This is a genomic window from Vibrio spartinae (assembly GCF_024347135.1).
GTDB classification, from domain to species: domain Bacteria; phylum Pseudomonadota; class Gammaproteobacteria; order Enterobacterales; family Vibrionaceae; genus Vibrio; species Vibrio spartinae.
This window is the reverse complement of sequence record NZ_AP024907.1, coordinates 1,357,408-1,376,729: the sequence shown is the minus strand read 5'-3', so window position 1 is coordinate 1,376,729 and position 19,322 is coordinate 1,357,408. Positions and strand designations below refer to the sequence as shown.

At 46.7% G+C, this 19,322-nt stretch carries 14 protein-coding genes; 8 read left to right on the top strand and 6 right to left on the bottom strand.

Going from position 1 to position 19,322, the window contains the following annotated elements:
* Window positions 1–152 precede the first annotated feature (152 nt).
* The 3 genes from purU to ansA all read left to right on the top strand — a co-directional run bounded on the left by purU (window position 153) and on the right by ansA (window position 4,259).
* The gene (purU, locus tag OCU60_RS06255; RefSeq protein WP_074373754.1) at window positions 153–986 is read left to right on the top strand and encodes a formyltetrahydrofolate deformylase; all 834 of its coding nucleotides are present in this window, start codon (window positions 153–155) and stop codon (window positions 984–986) included.
* 269 nt (window positions 987–1,255) lie between these two features.
* Window positions 1,256–3,124: a signal peptide peptidase SppA gene (gene sppA / locus OCU60_RS06250; RefSeq protein WP_074373753.1), complete on the top strand. Its 1,869-nt coding sequence runs from the start codon at window positions 1,256–1,258 to the stop codon at window positions 3,122–3,124.
* Between the two features lie 121 nt (window positions 3,125–3,245).
* Window positions 3,246–4,259, top strand: coding sequence for an asparaginase (gene ansA / locus OCU60_RS06245; protein ID WP_074373752.1), 1,014 nt, complete (start codon window positions 3,246–3,248; stop codon window positions 4,257–4,259).
* A 167-nt stretch (window positions 4,260–4,426) separates the two neighbouring features.
* On the opposite strand, the gene OCU60_RS06240 is transcribed toward ansA, so the two are convergent.
* Window positions 4,427–4,720, bottom strand: coding sequence for a YeaC family protein (locus OCU60_RS06240; RefSeq protein ID WP_074373751.1), 294 nt, complete (start codon window positions 4,718–4,720; stop codon window positions 4,427–4,429).
* Window positions 4,721–4,831: 111 nt separating this feature from the next.
* Between OCU60_RS06240 and OCU60_RS06235 the strand changes: the two genes are divergently transcribed.
* Window positions 4,832–5,656: a DUF2989 domain-containing protein gene (locus OCU60_RS06235; RefSeq protein WP_074373958.1), complete on the top strand. Its 825-nt coding sequence runs from the start codon at window positions 4,832–4,834 to the stop codon at window positions 5,654–5,656.
* A gap of 42 nt (window positions 5,657–5,698) precedes the next feature.
* On the opposite strand, the gene msrB is transcribed toward OCU60_RS06235, so the two are convergent.
* Entirely contained in the window at window positions 5,699–6,097 is a 399-nt protein-coding gene (gene msrB / locus OCU60_RS06230; RefSeq protein WP_235862197.1) for a peptide-methionine (R)-S-oxide reductase MsrB, read from the bottom strand.
* A gap of 339 nt (window positions 6,098–6,436) precedes the next feature.
* Between msrB and gap the strand changes: the two genes are divergently transcribed.
* The 4 genes from gap to OCU60_RS06210 all read left to right on the top strand — a co-directional run bounded on the left by gap (window position 6,437) and on the right by OCU60_RS06210 (window position 9,860).
* Window positions 6,437–7,432, top strand: coding sequence for a type I glyceraldehyde-3-phosphate dehydrogenase (gene gap / locus OCU60_RS06225; protein WP_074373749.1), 996 nt, complete (start codon window positions 6,437–6,439; stop codon window positions 7,430–7,432).
* 115 nt (window positions 7,433–7,547) lie between these two features.
* Window positions 7,548–8,435, top strand: coding sequence for a D-hexose-6-phosphate mutarotase (locus OCU60_RS06220; RefSeq protein WP_074373748.1), 888 nt, complete (start codon window positions 7,548–7,550; stop codon window positions 8,433–8,435).
* A 118-nt stretch (window positions 8,436–8,553) separates the two neighbouring features.
* Window positions 8,554–9,384 carry a 23S rRNA (guanine(745)-N(1))-methyltransferase gene (gene rlmA, locus OCU60_RS06215; protein WP_074373747.1) on the top strand — a complete coding sequence of 277 codons (831 nt, stop codon included), beginning with the start codon at window positions 8,554–8,556 and terminating at the stop codon, window positions 9,382–9,384.
* Between the two features lie 110 nt (window positions 9,385–9,494).
* Window positions 9,495–9,860 carry a hypothetical protein gene (locus OCU60_RS06210; RefSeq protein ID WP_074373746.1) on the top strand — a complete coding sequence of 122 codons (366 nt, stop codon included), beginning with the start codon at window positions 9,495–9,497 and terminating at the stop codon, window positions 9,858–9,860.
* Window positions 9,861–9,984: 124 nt separating this feature from the next.
* On the opposite strand, the gene OCU60_RS06205 is transcribed toward OCU60_RS06210, so the two are convergent.
* The 4 genes from OCU60_RS06205 to OCU60_RS06190 form a co-directional block, all read right to left on the bottom strand.
* Window positions 9,985–11,577 carry a bacteriohemerythrin gene (locus OCU60_RS06205; RefSeq protein WP_074373745.1) on the bottom strand — a complete coding sequence of 531 codons (1,593 nt, stop codon included), beginning with the start codon at window positions 11,575–11,577 and terminating at the stop codon, window positions 9,985–9,987.
* A 472-nt stretch (window positions 11,578–12,049) separates the two neighbouring features.
* On the bottom strand, window positions 12,050–14,725 hold the full coding sequence (locus OCU60_RS06200; RefSeq protein WP_074373744.1) for an EAL domain-containing protein: 2,676 nt from the start codon (window positions 14,723–14,725) through the stop codon (window positions 12,050–12,052).
* Window positions 14,722–17,811: an ATP-binding protein gene (locus OCU60_RS06195; protein ID WP_074373743.1), complete on the bottom strand. Its 3,090-nt coding sequence runs from the start codon at window positions 17,809–17,811 to the stop codon at window positions 14,722–14,724. Before OCU60_RS06195 ends, OCU60_RS06200 begins: the two co-directional genes overlap by 4 nt.
* A gap of 18 nt (window positions 17,812–17,829) precedes the next feature.
* Window positions 17,830–18,906, bottom strand: coding sequence for an ABC transporter substrate-binding protein (locus OCU60_RS06190; RefSeq protein WP_074373742.1), 1,077 nt, complete (start codon window positions 18,904–18,906; stop codon window positions 17,830–17,832).
* Window positions 18,907–19,322 lie beyond the last annotated feature (416 nt).

The window sequence follows — 19,322 nt, the reverse complement described above, 5'->3', positions numbered from 1 at the left end:
ACGAAGTAAGCCGAGGAAAATTACTTTTGTTATTGGGTTGAAACTCTATTGAGAATAGATTAATTATAGCCGCAGTATTGTGGAACTCATCACCGTTTTGGGTACTCTGAAATAGTTTTTTCATTCAAAAAAATCATCGGAAGTCATCATTGATGGAAAAGAAAACGCTCCTCACACATTGCACTGATAAACCAGGCTTGATCGCCAAAGTTACCAATATCTGTTACAAGCATCAGCTCAATATCATTCACAACAATGAATATGTCGATAATACCAGCGGCCATTTTTTTATGCGCACCGAGCTGGAAGGCTATTTTAACGACGCAACCCTGAAGGCTGATTTAGATCAAGCCCTCCCCGAAAGGGCCAAATATCAATTGATCGGTTCTTCACGCAAGAAAATCGTGATTCTGGTCACCAAAGAGGCACACTGTCTGGGCGATATTCTGATCAAAAGCTACGACGGCAGTCTCGATGTCGATATTGCAGCAGTCATCGGCAACTACGATAAATTACAAACGCTGACGGAACGATTTGATATCCCTTATCACTGTGTTTCTCATGAAGGTCTCAATCGTCAGGAACATGAACAGAAAATGCAGGAAGTCGTCGAGCAGTATCAGCCGGATTATATTGTGCTGGCAAAATATATGCGTGTTCTGACCCCATCTTTTGTTGAAAAATACCATCACCGTATTATCAATATTCACCACAGTTTCCTGCCGGCATTCATTGGTGCTAAGCCTTATCAGCAAGCCTATGAACGGGGTGTCAAAATCATCGGTGCGACCGCTCACTTCGTCACGAATGATCTCGATGAAGGGCCGATCATCAAACAAGATGTTATTCCTGTCGATCACACATTCAGCGCTCAGGATATGGCACAAGCAGGGCGTGATGTCGAAAAGAATGTCTTGAGCAAAGCGCTGGCAAATGTGTTAAACGACAAAGTGTTTGTCTACGGCAATAAAACCGTCATTCTGTAAACGCCAAGCCAATCATTCACCCCAACGGACTGGTGTTTGTTGGGGGATTGGATAGCAACATTGTCTGACCTGAAAGCGCGATCGCTGACCCCACCCAATCAACCGCACTGATTCCCCGCACCTGATTTCCCGCACACCATCATCAACTTGTCCCATCATTGAATAGTTGTCCCTCTCTGGGTTATCACGTAGGATCATATCACCATACACCGTGTACCATCGGGTTTATCAACCCCTGGTGCCTAATCAGCCACGATGTTAAAGCGATTATGAAAACAATACTAAAAGCCATCGGTATGATCTTTCGGTTTATCTGGAAAACGATCACCCTGTTCCGCCTTCTCGTCACGAACCTGTTGTTTCTGTTCACGATTGCCGTTATTTACATCCTGTATACGCAATCAGCACCAGAGGAAACAAACATTCAGATTCATCAGCCTTCGGCACTGGTTCTGAATTTATCCGGCCCGATTCGTGAACAAGCCACTTATGCTCAATCCGTTGATTCAGTTGCGACGTCACTCCTCGGTGACTCGCTGCCGAAAGACAACATTCTATTTGATATCGTCGATACCATTCGTCATGCCAAAGATGATGAACAGATTTCAGGGCTGGTACTCTCACTCGGAGAGATGTCGGAGACGAATCTGACGAAGTTACGTTATATCGCAAAAGCGATTAATGAATTTAAAGCCAGTGGCAAACCGGTGTTTGCGGTCGGCAATCTGTACACCCAAAGCCAGTATTATCTGGCCAGTTACGCTGACAAAATTTTAATGTCTCCCGACGGGCTGGTGATGCTGAAAGGCTATAGTGCTTACGGTTTATATTACAAAAATCTACTGGACAAACTCGATGTCACCACCCATATCTTCCGCGTCGGCACTTACAAATCTGCGGTAGAACCGTTTATGCGTAATGATATGTCGGATGCAGCAAAAACATCGAACAAGCGCTGGCTACAACAGCTCTGGGATGCCTATCTGACCGACGTTGCAGCCAACAGAAACATCACGCCAGAAAAGCTACGCTTATCGATGGATGATTTTCTGACACAACTGAAGCGTGTTCACGGTGACATTGCCAAACTGTCACTCGATCTTGGTCTGGTTGATGAACTGGTATCCCGGCCACAAATGCGTGCGGAACTGACCGATACGTTTGGTAGTGATGGTCAAGACGGTTATCGTTCGATTGGTTACTACGACTATCTCGACTCTCTCGACTCACAGTTGAAACCAAGCCTGACTGCGAACAACGAAATCGCTGTAATTGTCGCGGCAGGAACCATCATGGATGGCAATCAACCTCGCAGTGAAGCGATTGGCTCAGAGAATATCAGTGTCCTGCTGAGAGAAGCTCGCAATGACCCACATATTAAAGCGGTCGTGTTACGGGTTGACAGCCCCGGAGGCAGTGCCTCCGCTTCTGAAGTTATCCGTAGCGAAATTGATGCGCTGAAAGCCTCAGGCAAACCGGTTGTGGTCTCGATGTCCAGCCTCGCCGCGTCAGGCGGATACTGGCTATCAACCAGTGCTGACCAAATTGTGGCGCAGCCCACGACGCTCACCGGTTCAATTGGCATATTCAGTGTGCTGACCACCTTTGAGCACAGTCTGGATCGTATCGGTGTGTCTACCGATGGTGTGGGAACAACACCATTTTCCGGTCAGGGGATCACCACCGGGCTGTCTGACGGTTCCAAACAGGCATTGCAGTTAACCATCGAACACGGATACCAGCGCTTTATTTCGTTGGTTGCAGAGCATCGCAACCTGTCGTTGCAAGACGTCGATAAAGTAGCACAAGGCCACGTCTGGACGGGTCAGGATGCGCTCAAATTCGGTTTGGTCGATAAAATGGGTGATTTTGATGATGCGGTTGCTCTGGCGGCCAAACTTGCCAAAGTGGATGACTATCAACTCAACTGGCTGGAAGAACCGATGTCAACCATGCAGAAATTACTGATCGGGCTATTTTCGGAAGCCCGGGTATCGCTGGGGCTGGATGTTACAGCACTCCTTCCCGAGAGCCTGCGTTCCACAACCCAGAAAATACTCAGTGATGCAACGCTACTCAACCAGTTGAACGACCCCAAAGGACAGTATGCATTCTGTCTCAATTGCGAGGTCGAATAAAGCATTTACGGGGTCTAATAAAGCATTAAACGTGATCAAGGGCGACAGTGTCGCCCTTTTTATTACGTATGATTCCGCTATAATCGCACTCCCTAACCTGATAGAAGAGTAAATTTCAGTCATGGCAAGAAAACATATCTATATTGCCTACACGGGCGGCACGATTGGGATGCAAAAATCATCACACGGTTATGTTCCGGTGGCTGGTTTTATGGAAAAGCAACTCGCGGGGATGCCCGAGTTTCATCGTCCGGAAATGCCTGAATACACCATTCACGAATACGATCCGCTGATCGATTCATCAGATATGACGCCTGAAGACTGGCAACTCATCGCTGGTGATATTCGCAACAACTACGATCAATATGACGGCTTTGTCATTCTACATGGCACGGACACAATGGCTTATACCGCTTCAGCGCTGTCGTTCATGCTAGAAAACTTGGGTAAACCGGTCATTGTCACTGGCTCGCAAATTCCATTGGCCGAACTGCGTTCTGATGGACAAGCCAACTTGCTCAACGCGCTGCACATCGCTGCAAACTATCCCATCAATGAAGTCACGCTGTTTTTCAACAACCAACTGATGAGAGGAAACCGCAGCACGAAGTCACATGCAGACGGCTTTAACGCATTTACTTCACCGAACTTATCGCCACTTCTGGAAGCGGGTATCAATATCTCAGTGAGTAGTCATGTGACCGTCGGCAAACAGCCCCATGGCCCCTTTCAGGTCAGTGATATTACGCCACAACCCATCGGGGTGATCACCATGTATCCGGGCATCTCCCATGAGGTGATCCGCAATACATTACTGCAACCCGTGAACGCTATGATTCTTCTGACCTTCGGTGTCGGCAATGCACCACAGAATCGAGAGTTGCTCGCACAACTCAAAGCGGCTTCAGAACGGGGGGTTATTGTAGTTAACCTCACTCAATGTCTTGCCGGTAAAGTCAATATGGGCGGTTATGCAACCGGCAGTGCATTGGCGGAAGCCGGGGTTATCAGCGGGTTCGACATGACACCGGAAGCGGCACTGGCAAAACTACATTATCTTTTGAGTAAAGGGCTTGACTACGAAACCGTCAAATCAGAGATGCAAAAAGTTCTGCGGGGAGAAATGAGCCTGTAAAACAGCACTGTTTGCCAAAACAAACTTGCCAAAACAAACGGTTTTACGGGTAACCACCTATTTTAATATCCAATTCAGAAAGTCTCCTTAATCGTCATCCGTGATGCACTCCCGGCCAACACTGGGAGTGCCACTTCAGCACTCACCTCTGTTCATCAGCAGATTGATCACTCAGCTTGATTAGGATTGACCCGCAAAATATCTTCTTCTGCCTGCGCTGTCTGGAACTGTTTTTTCAACTCAGACTTCGATTTGAGACAAACTTCTCCGCCTGCGGCAACTGTCATATGTTCCGGCTGTGCATTATGCTTAGATTGGTACAACATCACAGCCTGAATACATGAGTCTCGCTGTTGTGCAGAAAGTATCGTACCTTCAGGCCACTTACCCGTTTCAACAGCATAAAGTAAACGCTGGTAAGCCTCAGGTGTAATCACATCAATGAGTTGTTGAGTATCCATTGCATATCCCGGATGGTTAGTTGTACGAACAATTCAACATAATGAAGTTTCAGCCGCTAACGTCAAGATATGTCGTAGAAATAATTGTATATGATCACAGGCTATCGTTATATGCAGCAACCAATAAAGTATATTAGTCTTGCTATCACTGTTCTCTTGTTGAACGGTTGCTTTGAAAATACGAGAAACACAGACAAACTCTGTCTGGATCACCCCGAGCTTCTTTGTGAAGAACTGAACATTAATGACGGGCAATGCCGTATCACCAGAACCGATCTCATCTGGCATCGTTTCGAAGTCTCCAAAAATCCCACTGACCTCAATAAAATTACTGAGTATCAGCTCACGCAGCAATATAGAAAATGTCTGAGCGTTGCCGCTCAGATTCAACCGATTGATCAAGCCGGTCTCAAGAGAAGACGCTTCAATGCATTACTCAATTCCGGGAAGAATATGGAACGCCTGGAAAAAGAGCTTATGGAATTTAATACCCCCTCTTCACTCTATTTTTTATGGAGTCAGGCGGGTGATACACAAGCTCGCCGGCAATTTTTACAGTTGGAAGGCAAACCCGAGATGGAAACAGCGGCACTGCAATATGCGCTGGCGACGTTTTACATCGACAGAGACAGAGAAAAAACCATCAAACTACTCAATCATGCACTGGAACTCTCTGATCCGGATTCACTCAATACCAGCATTTTTGAATCCTTAGCCAGTTTGAATCAACTGCTTCACCATCAAGAAGTCTCTTACATTTGGGCAATGGTCGGCAAACACTTCGGTGTACCGATTGCATCCCCCCAAAATATACAGCTGATGTACGGCTTCAGTGATGAAAAATTCAGTGCGTTAGATAATGTCGCCGATATGATTATTGATGCTGTAGAAAAGCAAGAATATCACTCATCTATGATGCCTGAGTTTAAAAAATAGCCATTTTGTACAAATCATACAAAAATGATCAGAAAATCCTTACTATTGATCATTTTTGTTGAAAATTAACGACACCGAATTGACACAGTAACGTTCACCGGTCGTTTGCGGGCCATCATTGAAAACATGGCCGAGATGACTATCACAAGCAGCGCAGCGAATTTCAATCCGGCTCATCCCATGACTATCATCCTGTAAATATCGAACTGCATTGGCACTGATCGGGGCATCAAAACTTGGCCAGCCACATCCAGAATCATACTGACTCGCAGAGGAAAACAACGGGGTCTGACAACAAGTGCAAGTATAAATTCCGGTCTCTTTATTATGCAGTAGCTTCCCCGAGAACGGCATCTCGGTACCCTGCTGGCGACAAACACGAAATTGCTCATCTGTAAGCACTTGACGCCACTCTGATTCTGATTTATTAACCTGTTTCATATCCTCACAACTCATCTTAGGAACTTTACTTTTACCTGCTCGGTTTTATCATGTTTTTTTCATGAAAAACTTGCACACTCACGGTGTTGTAGCACATACTTCAACACCTTAACATCATTCGTTGAGATTTTTTAGAATGCCATGGATGCTTCGGTATTCTAGATCAACTGGTGACTGACAGAGATCAGATTGTAGAATAAATGTAACCGTAAGAAAGAAAGATTCACTTTTTTGATTTTAAACAATTAAAGTAGGATTATCGGTTGCAGAGACGAATCGGTTTCTGTAATTTTACTACCAGTATCTTTCATCAAGAAATTAAATTGTGGAGCAACTACAATGACTATCAAAGTAGGTATTAACGGTTTTGGCCGTATCGGCCGTTTTGTTTTCCGTGCAGCACAAGAGCGTAACGACATCGAAGTTGTTGGTATTAACGATCTGATCGACGTAGATTACATGGCATACATGTTAAAATACGATTCAACTCATGGTCGTTTCAACGGAACTGTAGAAGTTGAAGGCGGCAACCTGATCGTTAACGGTAAGACTGTACGTGTTACAGCAGAGCGTAACCCGGAAGATCTGAAATGGGATGCAATCGGTGTTGACGTTGTTGCTGAAGCAACCGGCATCTTCCTGACTGACGAAACAGCACGTAAGCACATCACTGCTGGTGCGAAAAAAGTTGTTTTGACTGGTCCTTCTAAAGACGCGACACCAATGTTCGTTAATGGTGTTAACTTCGACACTTACGCTGGCCAAGACATCGTTTCTAACGCATCTTGTACAACAAACTGTCTGGCACCTGTCGCTAAAGTGCTGAACGACAAATTTGGTATCGAATCAGGTCTGATGACAACAGTTCACGCAACAACTGCAACTCAGAAAACTGTTGACGGTCCTTCTTCAAAAGACTGGCGTGGTGGCCGTGGTGCTTCTCAGAACATCATCCCATCATCAACTGGTGCAGCAAAAGCAGTTGGCGTTGTACTTCCTGAAGTCAACGGCAAACTGACTGGTATGGCTTTCCGCGTACCAACAACAAACGTTTCTGTCGTTGATCTGACCGTTAACCTTGTAAACGGTGCTTCTTACGCAGACATTTGTAAAGCAATGAAAGAAGCGTCTGAAGGCGAACTGAAAGGTATACTGGGTTACACTGAAGATGCAGTTGTATCTCAAGACTTCAACGGTGAAACTTGTACTTCAGTATTCGATGCTAAAGCTGGTATTGCACTGACTGACAAATTCGTTAAAGTTGTATCTTGGTACGACAACGAAATCGGTTACTCAAACAAAGTTCTTGATCTGATTGCTCATATCTCTAAGTAATCCAGATTCAATCTGAACTTGTTCAAAAGGCGGCTTTCAGCCGCCTTTTATATTTTCAGACCGATCACATGTTGACCCCAATCTCTGGATGACACCAAAATGCGAGGATGAAAAAATGGACTTACATGCTTTACCCACCCTGACCAATCTTTCTAACTGTGTCTCAATCGTCGAACAAGAGAACACGAAAATCGTGCGTGTCATACACGAGAAGGCAACCGCTGGCATTGCTTTATACGGTGGACATGTAATTTCCTTTCAACCAAGCGGCAAAGCCGATTTAATCTGGATGAGTGACAGCGCCAAATTTGATGGTACAACCCCTTTGCGTGGTGGCATTCCTGTTTGCTGGCCTTGGTTTGCCCGAATTGGTTCACCGTCCCACGGTTTTGCCCGCACCCAAGAGTGGACACTGGTTGAACACCGCGAAAGTGAAGCGGGTGTCATCGTGACCCTCGGCCTGACAGCCAATTCTGAAACACTGTCAATCTGGCCATATCAATTCAGCCTCAAGTTGCACGTTGCCATTAGCGACACACTTGAAGTCACACTGGAAATAACCAACGAAGACGACAGAGCCTGGCACTTCTCCGGGGCACTCCATACCTATTTGAATGTCGGAGATATCCGGCAGACCACCACAACGGGAATGGGCAACGAATATATTGATAGCCTGCAAAATAATCAGGTGTGTCAGGGCGATGACGAATTACAACTGACTGACACCATTGACCGTATTTACACCAAGCCGGCACCACAGATTCACTTGCACGACCCGGTGCTGAAACGGACAATTCAGGTTGAAAACACAGGCCACAATTGTGCAGTCCTATGGAATCCCTGGTCACAGGGCGCCCAGTCAATGGCAGATATGAACGACGAAGGCTATCAAACCATGCTGTGTATTGAATCCACCGTTCATGCCCCCTGTATTTCTACCGGGATTACTTTGCAGCCGGGCGAACAACATCAATTGACAACGCACCTCTCCGCTACGGATTAACCCGTCTGTCGTGAGCGCTTGTCTCTTTACATGACGATCAGCCTGACAAGCGCTTTTTATTTGTGGCGGAACCCGATACACTGCCCGCCTCCAATCGATACGAAATACAAGGCTGATTATGTCTTATCAATGTCCATTGTGTGACGCTCCGCTTCAGCAAGAATCCGGTACATTCCGTTGTATGAACCGCCATCAGTTTGATATTGCCAAAGAAGGGTATGTTAATCTCATGCCCGTTCAGCATAAACGCTCCAAAGATCCCGGTGACAACAAAGCGATGATGCAAGCCAGACGTCATTTTCTGGAACAGGGTTACTATACTGCCATGCGTGATAAAGCCGCTCAGCTCTGCGCACAGTTTATGTCACAGCCCGCCGCGTTACTGTTGGATATTGGCTGCGGTGAAGGCTACTACACCACGCATGTTGCGCAAATCCTACACACGGACAGCCCCGATTTGAAGGTCTACGGTCTGGATATATCCAAGCCCGCAATTCGCTATGCTGCCAAACGCTACCCCAATTGTCAGTTTTGTATTGCATCAAGTCATCGACTACCTTTTGCCGCACAAAGTATCGATGCCATCTTGCGTATCTACGCACCATGCAAATCAGAAGAGCTACAACGTTGCCTGAAAGCCGACGGCATTGTGGTGACCGTCACGCCAGCGGCACGTCATCTGTATCAGTTAAAAGCACTGATTTATCAAGATGTTCGCCTGCATGACCCACAAGCAGAATCGATTGCAGGATTTGTCCCGGTGCATGAAGAACAGTTACATTACCCAATGCAGATGAGTGGCACAGACGCATTCAACTTACTTCAAATGACCCCTTTTGCCTGGCGTGCCAGTGACGCAGTCAAAACAGCATTACCACAACAAGACACCTTTCACTGCGAAGCAGACTTTACGCTACGGGTTTATCGAAAAGTATCAACACCACACTAATTCGGGCATATTTCTTGCTGTTTTATGTACAGGAAGAATTTTGAGAAAAAATGACTCAAGTTTTTCCTTCAACCTCCGTTAACATATAAGGAGATGGGCAGGAGAATGTTATGGACCCAGTAAAAGCAACAGGATCTACAACTTTGTATTCACCTCAGTCGGTTAAAGCAAAACAAATTGCACCGACATCTCAGGGTGCGCCAAATAAAACCGATGAAGCGACAAAAGTTGAGCAGAACAAAGTCATTTTATCCGACGAAGGGAAAGCTTTACTTGCCGCGCTGAAAGAAATCGACCAAGAAAACAAAGCCGCTGAAGATAAAAGTGTGGGTGATAAAGTCGAATCGTTTACTTATGGTGCTCTGGGAATGGAACATCCTAAAACATTAGAAGAGGAAGACGACGGCTCATACTCTGCGGGGCAATATCTTTCCGCAGCGGCAACAGTTGGCAGTATTCTGTTAGCAATCGTTTGATCAGCCATCATGTCTGAACCGTTAAAAACTGCTTTCTTTTTTCCTCCCTTCAGATGATCCGTCTCTGAAGGGATATTTTTATCACATCTGCCATTTTGTCAGGGACCCCGAGCGGCCCCTCGCTTCAATTCACGCCATGCTCACGAAAACATTCAACGTATTGTTTATCTTCTTTCTGAATATGTAACGTTAACCAATCTTCAAGGAACGACATCAGCTCCATGCCGATGTTTTCGCCATTTTCGACGCGCTTTTGGAAATCAAGCACCTGATCGACTAAACGATGGTGAGCCCCGACGTGCTCATGCTCATTCACATAGCCGAACTGTTCAAACAGCGTTTCCTCATACTGAAAGTGATTCGCTGTATAATCGATCAAGCTTTGTACAACCCGTTTAATCGAAGGCAGTCCATAACCATTATTCAATAAATGATTCAGCTCATTAATCAGGTGGACTAACGTCTGATGCTGTCGGTTAATTTCCTTAATATTTAAATCAAGCGATGGCCCCCACTCGATTAACTTATTTCTTTGCTTATCTTCAGTTTCTAGTTGGCGACTATCAGTGGCAAAGCGGTGCAAGAGTGAATTGATTTCACCGGATATATTTTGCACCGTGACACTCGCCATCAATGTTTCTTGTGTTGCTCTGACGTTCTCTTTTGCCACGACAGAGATTTCCGACAAACAGTGTTCTAAATCCACCGTCGCATTGACCTGCTCATCCAGAGAAGTCGTGATTTGACGACTTTGCCCTTTAATATCTGCGATCTTCTCTAACAACTGCGAGAAAGATTGGCTGGTCTGCTCGACAACCCCCATGGACTCATGCATACATTCACTGTTCCTCGCCATCGCTTCGACCACCGTATTAATACTGGTACGCAATGCCTCGATCCGCACATGAATATCATGGGTTGCCGTTTGCGTTCGTGTTGCGAGAGTCCGAACTTCATCGGCAACAACGGCAAAGCCACGTCCTTGCTCCCCAGCCCGGGCGGCTTCTATCGCTGCATTCAATGCCAGCAAGTTGGTCTGCTCCGCGATCTCACTAATGGTGCCGATCACCTGACCAATACTGACACTCTCCGATTCCAGCGTGTTAATATGCTGATGCGATGTTTCAATCTGCTCACTGGCTGTCTGTAATGCATGTTCCAGTTGTGCCATCCCGCGACAGCCTTCATCAGCCTGTATTTTTGCTTCATTGGCATAACCGGACGAAATCTCGGTAAAGTGAGCAACTTGCCGGGTCGTCTCAACCAGATGCCCGACGATTTCTGCCGCCTGTTCAATATCATTCCTTTGCTGTAAAGCGCCGGTTTTCGACACTTGTGAATCTTTTTTTACCGATTCAGCAACATTGAGCAATGCAGCAGAGGTCGCGCCTAGTGCCCCAACCGTTCTTGAAACATCTTCACCAATTCGATTGAAAGAACGATAAAGCGGATGCGCACCTTCGCGCTCAGTTTTAATTCTGACCCGCAAGTCACCTTCAGACAGCTCAATCGCAGCACTCTGGGTTATCGTCAGTAAACGATGAAATGACTGTAACGTCAGAAATACAACGGCACTGAACAAGATTTGCCCGCCGCTCCACCACCATAGTTGCTGTGAAATAAAATAGGCCAAGAAAGGCAATTGCAGAATAAATAGGATGAGATTCCATTGTCGCGCGCTCAACTGACTCAATTTCTTTACGTTGTTATCATTCATAAAAAACTCTCAAGGGGGTAATACTCTATTGTTATATTGATTTTTTGATTTCCCCAAGTGACTGTACGATACGACTCAGAAAACCATTTGAAAACATTCTGACCCCAGTACCTCAAGACCGCTTGGGCTAATTTCATACAATTACTTAACAAAATCATAAGAAAAGATTGATAAGTTTCCAGAGAATGTAACAAAAAGAAAGAGGAAGCATTCGAAAATTTGATCGCGTAACGATAAACATAAAAATACAGTGAGCTACCTCATTCATTCTTGAATTCAAATGATAAATAAGACAATTATCAGTCTGACTGAAGAATGACAGAACAGAGCTACACCGAACACTTATCGATTTGTGCAGCTCGTCGGTTTGTGCAGCTCGTCGGTTTGTCCAGCCCATCGATTTGTCCAGACTATCGGTTTGTCCAGCCCATCGATTTATTCAGACTATCAGTTTGTGCAGACAATACACCGTTTATTCATCCAACAAATTCAGTGGACGGGGACGAGACAGCAAAAAAGCTTCACAGCGCTCAACCGGCTCAGGACGACAAAAGTAATGCCCCTGAATCTCATCACATTGGTGCTGATGCAAGAAAGCCAGTTGCCGCTCATCTTCAACCCCCTCGGCGATGACATTCAACCCTAAGTTATGGCCTAACGCAATTACCGCTTGTGCAATGCTGCATCCTTCAGGATCGTCCGGCAGATCCGTAACAAAAGCACGATCAATTTTCAGGCGATGAACCGGAAAATTTTTCAACGCACTGAGACTGGAATAACCGGTCCCAAAATCGTCAATCGAAAGCTGAACCCCCATCCGGTTGATTTTTCCCATGATTTCAACGGCTTCTTGCGGGTTTTGCATCACCACACTTTCCGTAATTTCCAGTTCCAGATAACAGGCTTCTAACCCACTCATTTCTAAAGCGGCAGCCACACGCTCCGGTAAGTCTTGCTCATGGAATTGACGCGCTGAGACATTCACTGCCACGCAGAGCCCCTCAATACCGGCATCCTGCCAAGCTTTATTCTGTTTACACGCGGTCTGCAACACCCAATCTCCGATCGGAACAATCAGCCCTGTCGTTTCAGCCAACTGGATAAAACGCATCGGTGGAACCATGCCGAATTCAGGATGCTGCCAGCGCAATAGCGCTTCAACCCCAACGATCCGCTGCGTACGAAAACAATACTGAGGCTGATAGTGCAGAATGAATTCTTGATTATCCAATGCATGGCGGAGATTTTCCTGAAGCACCATACGTTCCTGAAGCTCATTCCCCATATCAAGGCTATAATGCTGAAAACTATTACGTCCCTGTTCTTTCACATGATACATAGCAACATCGGCATTTCTTAACAGGGCTTCCGCAGTCTCACCATCATCAGGATAGTTAGCAAACCCGATACTACCAGTTATGCGGATTTCGTGATCGGCAATGTTTATGGGTTGGGTAATCGCCTCTTTCATCCGATTGAAGACCAGATCAATCGGGTTGGCGTCATACAAAATCAAAGCAAATTCATCGCCCCCCAAACGAGCCAACGTATCCGTTTTCCTGATACAGGCCGCCATGCGCTTCGCAATCATTTGTAATAATGCATCACCGCAACTGTGGCCTAAACTGTCATTAATCATTTTGAAATGGTCTAAATCAATCAGAACAACCGAGACCTTCCGGCCATAGCGCTGCGCCCATAACAGCCCTTGATTTAAACGGTCATCTAATAATGTGCGATTCGGTAATGCTGTTAAGGTATCGTGATGTGCCAGATATTGAATCTGCTCTTCGTTATATTGGCGCTCAATCGCGATACCCGCAATCCGAGTCACCATTTCAACAAACGTCATATCCACCTGACCCATCTGGTATTTTTCAAGAAAATAAAGTGTCAGTGTGCCTAAAATAACGCCCTGTGAGGTGACCATCGGTATGCTATAACAGGCCTGAATCCCAAACTGATCCAATAACGAGCCATAGGCTTCCCATCCGGGGGGCGGTGCCAGTGCAGCCTCGCACCAAACGGCCTGTTCCCGCATGACTGATTCGCTATTCGGACTGGATGATTCAGTCATAAGTTCGCCTTCGGGAAATAATGTTTCATAGTGCGCGGCGAACATTTCCGGTAGTCCTGGCGCGGTGTGCAACGTTAACCGATCGTGGTTTTTCAAAAATATCGCGCCTAACGTCGCCACCTGATGCGCTTCAATCAACTGGATCAGACGGTTGAGAATATCATCCAGTGCCGAGCCGGTGACCATCATTTCAAACAGTTGTCCTTGACCGATACTTAGTGCCTCCGTCCGTTTACGCTGATCAATATCATGAATGACTAGAATTTCCCCCTTAGAGAGATCGGCCCGATCAATCGCGGTCAGGATCGTTTCTCCCCAGAAACATCGGCCATCGCGACACTGATAGCGGATATCCAAAACATACTCACCTTGCTGAACGAGTGACTGATGTGCGGCTTGATGAATGCAATCATCATGATATTCAGCCGAATAAAGCGATTCGAGTGGCAGATCACTCAAAGCATCAAGCTCTTGATCAAACAGGGTCGCAAATTTTTGATTGCATCTGACAATCCGTCGCTGCTGTAAGAACGCAATCCCGACCCCGGAATGTTCCAGTAAACGTTGCTGTTCTTGTAGAGTTTGATTCAGTGCCTCTTGCGCTTGTTGGCGAATTTGGCTTTCTTCCACCAATTGCTGGTTTTTTTCAGTTAACCGCTGCTGCATATCACACAGGGACAAGTGAAGTTTAATCCGAGACACCACTTCTTCGATCTGAAAAGGCTTGGTAATATAATCCACACCGCCGACTTCAAACCCCGTCACTTTGTCCGTCACATCACTCAAAGCCGTCATAAAAATCACCGGGATCCGGCGCGTCTTGTCGTTCTGTTTCAACAAAGTACAGACTTCAAAACCATTCATCCCCGGCATCATCACATCCAGTAAGATCAAGTCCGGAACCACATAATCAGCCCGTTGTAATCCCTCTTCTCCGTCTTCCGCTATCAAAACCTGAAAATGCCGGCCATCGAGTTCATCCACTAACACACCCAAGTTGGCGGGTGTATCATCAATGATCAAGATGGCTTGAGCTTGCTGTTTCAATGCCGAATTCTCTACGATACTCATATAGCAGGTTTCCTTTCCAACAACTCATTGACCAATAACAAGATCGCCCGAGATTGGAACGACTTCGTCATATCAATCAAATGGGTAGCAAAAGCGTGATAGCGAGGGTCTTCAGTCTGCAAATCCTCAGCCCAATCGCGGAGATGACGCATATTGCCGATCAATGCCAAATGATGAAGTTCCTCTAATTGCGTTCTTGGTGGCACCACCCATTCTGAAGTATCGGACACCTTTGATGATGCTTCCAATTCTGATGTCTGTTCATCAACGATCCATGTGAGATCCAACAGCTCACCGATCTGAATCAGTAACTGGTGTCTATCAATCGGTTTACTCACAAAACCACTGGCCCCGGCCTCTTTTCCCTGTGTGAACTCGGTTTGCGACGCGCTGGCAGAAACAATCAATATCGGTGTTGCTTCCAGCGCTGGCATGAGTCGGATATGCCGCGTCGCTTCCAACCCGTCCATCACCGGCATCACAATATCCATCAGAATCAAATCCGGCCGCTTCGCAGACGCTTGCTCAATCCCCGCCTGCCCCTCGGTGGCTTCACAGGTCTCAAATCCAATATCACTCAATAAATCAACCAGTAACATGCGATTCTCCAGCACATCATCAACAATCAGAATTTGCTTACGGCTGCCTTCATACCCAATAATCTGTGCTTGGCCGGAACGGACGTCCTGCTCACGCTTCTCCGTCACCACCGGCAAATCCAGCGTAAAGAAAAACTGGCTCCCCATCCCGGCCTGGCTTTTGACCTGAATCTCACCGCCCATCTGCTTAACCAGTTGCTGGCTAATCGCAAGGCCAAGCCCCGTCCCGATGATCCGGCGTTTTTTATCACCGACCCGTTCAAAAGGACGAAAAATAACGTCCTGCATCTCAGGGTCAATCCCAACCCCACTATCTTCGACCGAGAAAGTGACCCGGACAGACGCGCCCATATCAATGGATTCAGCGCGCACATTGAGGTCGATATGGCCCGTATCGGTATACTTCACCGCATTGCCTAACAAATTCAGCAATACCTGACGCAGACGTTTTTCATCCAGAAAAACCCAAGGCAGTGTTTGAGGCATAACCTGAAGTTTGAGCGTTAAACCTTTCTCCGCGGCTTTGATCCGAATAATCTCAAGTACACTTTGAAAACACCGCGACAAATCAATGGCCTCCGGAGTCATTTCCATCCGCCCGGCTTCAATCTTCGACAAATCCAACAGGTCATTAATCAGAGTCAGTAAATGATGACCACTCTGGAGAATGGTATTCAGTCCCTCTTTTTGCTGCTCGTTTAATTCAGGTGCCCGGTAGATCAATTGCGCATAACCGAGAATGGCATTTAAAGGTGTTCTCAGTTCATGACTCATATTCGCCAGAAAAACTGATTTAGAATGAGTGGCCGCTTCAGCCTGAATGCGCGCGCGATCCAGTTCACGCGCTTGGGCTTCCAACTGTTCAGTTTTATGCTGTAAGTCTTCCGTCCGTTCCACAACCCGCTGCTCCAGTTGTGCCATAATCTGTTGTCGTTCCGATTCTGCTTCCGCTTCCATTGCCCGGACTTTCACCGCATTTTCCTGAAAGACTTTCACCGCACGAGACATGGTGCCGACTTCATCCTGACGCCCCACCCCCGTGATATTAACGTCAAGCTCACCTGCTGCTAACTGACGCATCACTGCGGACAGTGAAATAATCGGGCGGGCAATTAAACGAGAGGTTGACCAGGCAATAAACAGTGCTGTCAATGCTGTGATCCCGCCAACAATCGTCCCTGATAACTCACCCCATGCATTATGCTTGTCCGCTGTGACTTGCTGTTCTTTGGCAAACTGGGAGACCAGTGATGATGTCCGGTCTGCTTCATCACGAACTTTCATGTGAACCCGGGACAACGCATAGCTTGCCTGTCGAAACCGAATAAACGCATCCCGGTAACCATCGATCAAAGCATTGACAGTCACCGCAGTGTTCTGGGATGACTCCGAAATATTCACCGAGGGCAAAATACGTGAGTAATGACTCAGTTGATCCAATATTTCATGGACGAGAGCCGCCTCGTCATCTGTTGAGCGCAGCAGAAAAGCCAATGTTTTGGCTTCCAAATAGGCCACCCGCTCCGTGAACCGTCTGGAAACATTAACGGCGTTTTGCTGTAATCCCAGCTCGGTTCGAAGGTGATCCATCATCTGATCCAGCTCCCCCTCTCGTGCAGACACTCGACTCTCAAGCTGATTGATCAGTTGTTCAATGGTTTTAAGATGAACCAGCATCTGCGTATAAACACCACGGCGCTCTGATGGGGTTCCCTTCAGTGCCTTAACATCTTCTCGGGTGAGAATAAGCGCCTGTTCCAGTTGTTTGATCGCACTGAACCACTGCTCTTGAGCATAGTTTCCTTTGAGCATATTGACGACCGGAAACATTGCTTGCAAAGCCTGCCTGATGTCTTTGAGCGGCGGCTCAATGTTCCCGACCGTATCCGGCAACAACACCGATGACATTTTATGCAGCCCCCCACGCAGACTCTGGATAATCTGGTGGGCCCGGAGCATCTCATCGGTGCCTTCATCCTGCAAATGCATCCGTCGCTCAAGCTGCTCTCGTCGTTGTGTCAGATCAGTTTCAATCGCAGTGGCGACGTTTTGCAACTGCGTCTGCTGGCGAGTCATATTGCTGGTTTCGGTATTCATCATGTCAGTCGCTAACCCTAAGATATCGACCGTATTGGAGAAGTAGCGCATCCGTCTTTTCAGTGCGGAGACCTCTTCCGCATGAACGCTATCCACTTCACTCAAATCCAGATGAGCGAGCGTTTTTACATTTTCTTCAATCATCGTTTTGACTTCATCCAGGCGGGCGGGATCATGGGAAGAAATAAAGTGTTCAACCCGTTCCGCTGCATCATTGACCGAAGCCATCACCGCTGAAGCGTAACTGATCATCTCCACTGATTTTTTCAACTGAGTCAGACTATAGAAGTGAACCGCCGAGACGCCGATATTGAGGAAGACCAACAAAATCACCGATACGGTAATCTTGGTGGTAATTGACCAATGCTCAAATGACCTGATTTTCAGCATAAAAACATATCCACACGCTTACTGATGCAATGGTGCATCAATCATTTTGACCACATCTTGCTGAGAATATGGCGGGTTTGCCGCGCCACCGACAGGCATTTTCTCAAGCCATGCATCCAACTCGTCACTGTGAATCATCACTAAAGGGACGTGAACCACCTTCGGAACGTCTTTTCCGGCTAAAATTTGCTGCGCCACCCAAAAACCGACTTGTGAAATGCTGGGGCTTGCGGAAATAGAGAACGTCTCATAACCATGTTTATCCCGCTCTTGCTTCCAGAATGCCAATTCATTCTGGCGGTTGCCCATGACAATAATCGGCAAAGGCCGACCAGCCTCTTTAAAAGCCATCGCGGCCCCATAACCATCACCGCCCTGATCCACCACCGCATCGATTTCCGGTAATGTCGGCAAAGCTAAGGCAACTTCTTTCTTCGCCACTGAATTGGTCCATTGACCATAAACGGTATGGACGATTTTCAGATCCGGATACTGTTGCGCGGCTTTATGCAGCCCGGCACTGATATCATCATCGGTCGCATCTCCGGCAATGCCCCGAATTTCCAATAAATTACCTTTTCCTTGCAGGCGCTTGGCAACATACTCGATCTCTGCCTGTCCCATTTGATCCCAGTCGTAGTTCACCTCGTAAACACATGGGTCATTGACTTTGCTGGCAAGAATGACAACCACCACCCCCGCCTGACAGGCATCATGAACCAAGCCTCTTAATGCCGTATCTGAACCGGCCAGAATCACGATGGCATCATAACCGTCCATGATCATATTCTGGATTTGCTGTGCCTGCTCTGCGACTGAATTATTTGCACTGATCACCGGTGCTTCTTTGATCAACCGCTTTTGCCGCGCCTCAGATGCAACTTCTTTCCAGTTCTGAATCATGACTTTACGAAAATCACTGCCAGCATAGGAGTTACTCAATATAATCCTTTTGCTACCGGTATCACTGTGCACAATTCCATCGGCTTGAATGACCGGCACATAGAAAAGCAAGACCAACGGACAAATCATCGCGAGCAAGCCTTGTGATCGTCTCAACCAACGTCGGCTAAGAGAAAGTGGATTAACACACATGGAATTCATCTCCTTGATAAGGGGGCTCGGATTTCAGGGAGAAAATACCACGCACGTCTCGGGTCAGGATTCAACAGCGCAACCATGGAATACACATCGGCGCATCCTCTCATCATCAGGCTGAAACAAAACGTTTGGCGAGAAATCTCCCCCGAAATATTTCCCCAAACATAGGAAAAATATGGTCAGAAGGCGTGTTAAACACAAAAATTAATCATAAATTACGTGAAATGATACTCATATTATTGATACAACTGGCAATCCGTTACCCACAACATTGACAAATCGCCGGATCATCGCCAACCGAACTCAGAGACAGGGCAATCCCTATCATCAGACGCCACGGGAAGCCTTATGGGCAATTGCTCTGGCATTGGGGGATATTTTATTGGGTGGTGCGCCACGGCTGACGGCTT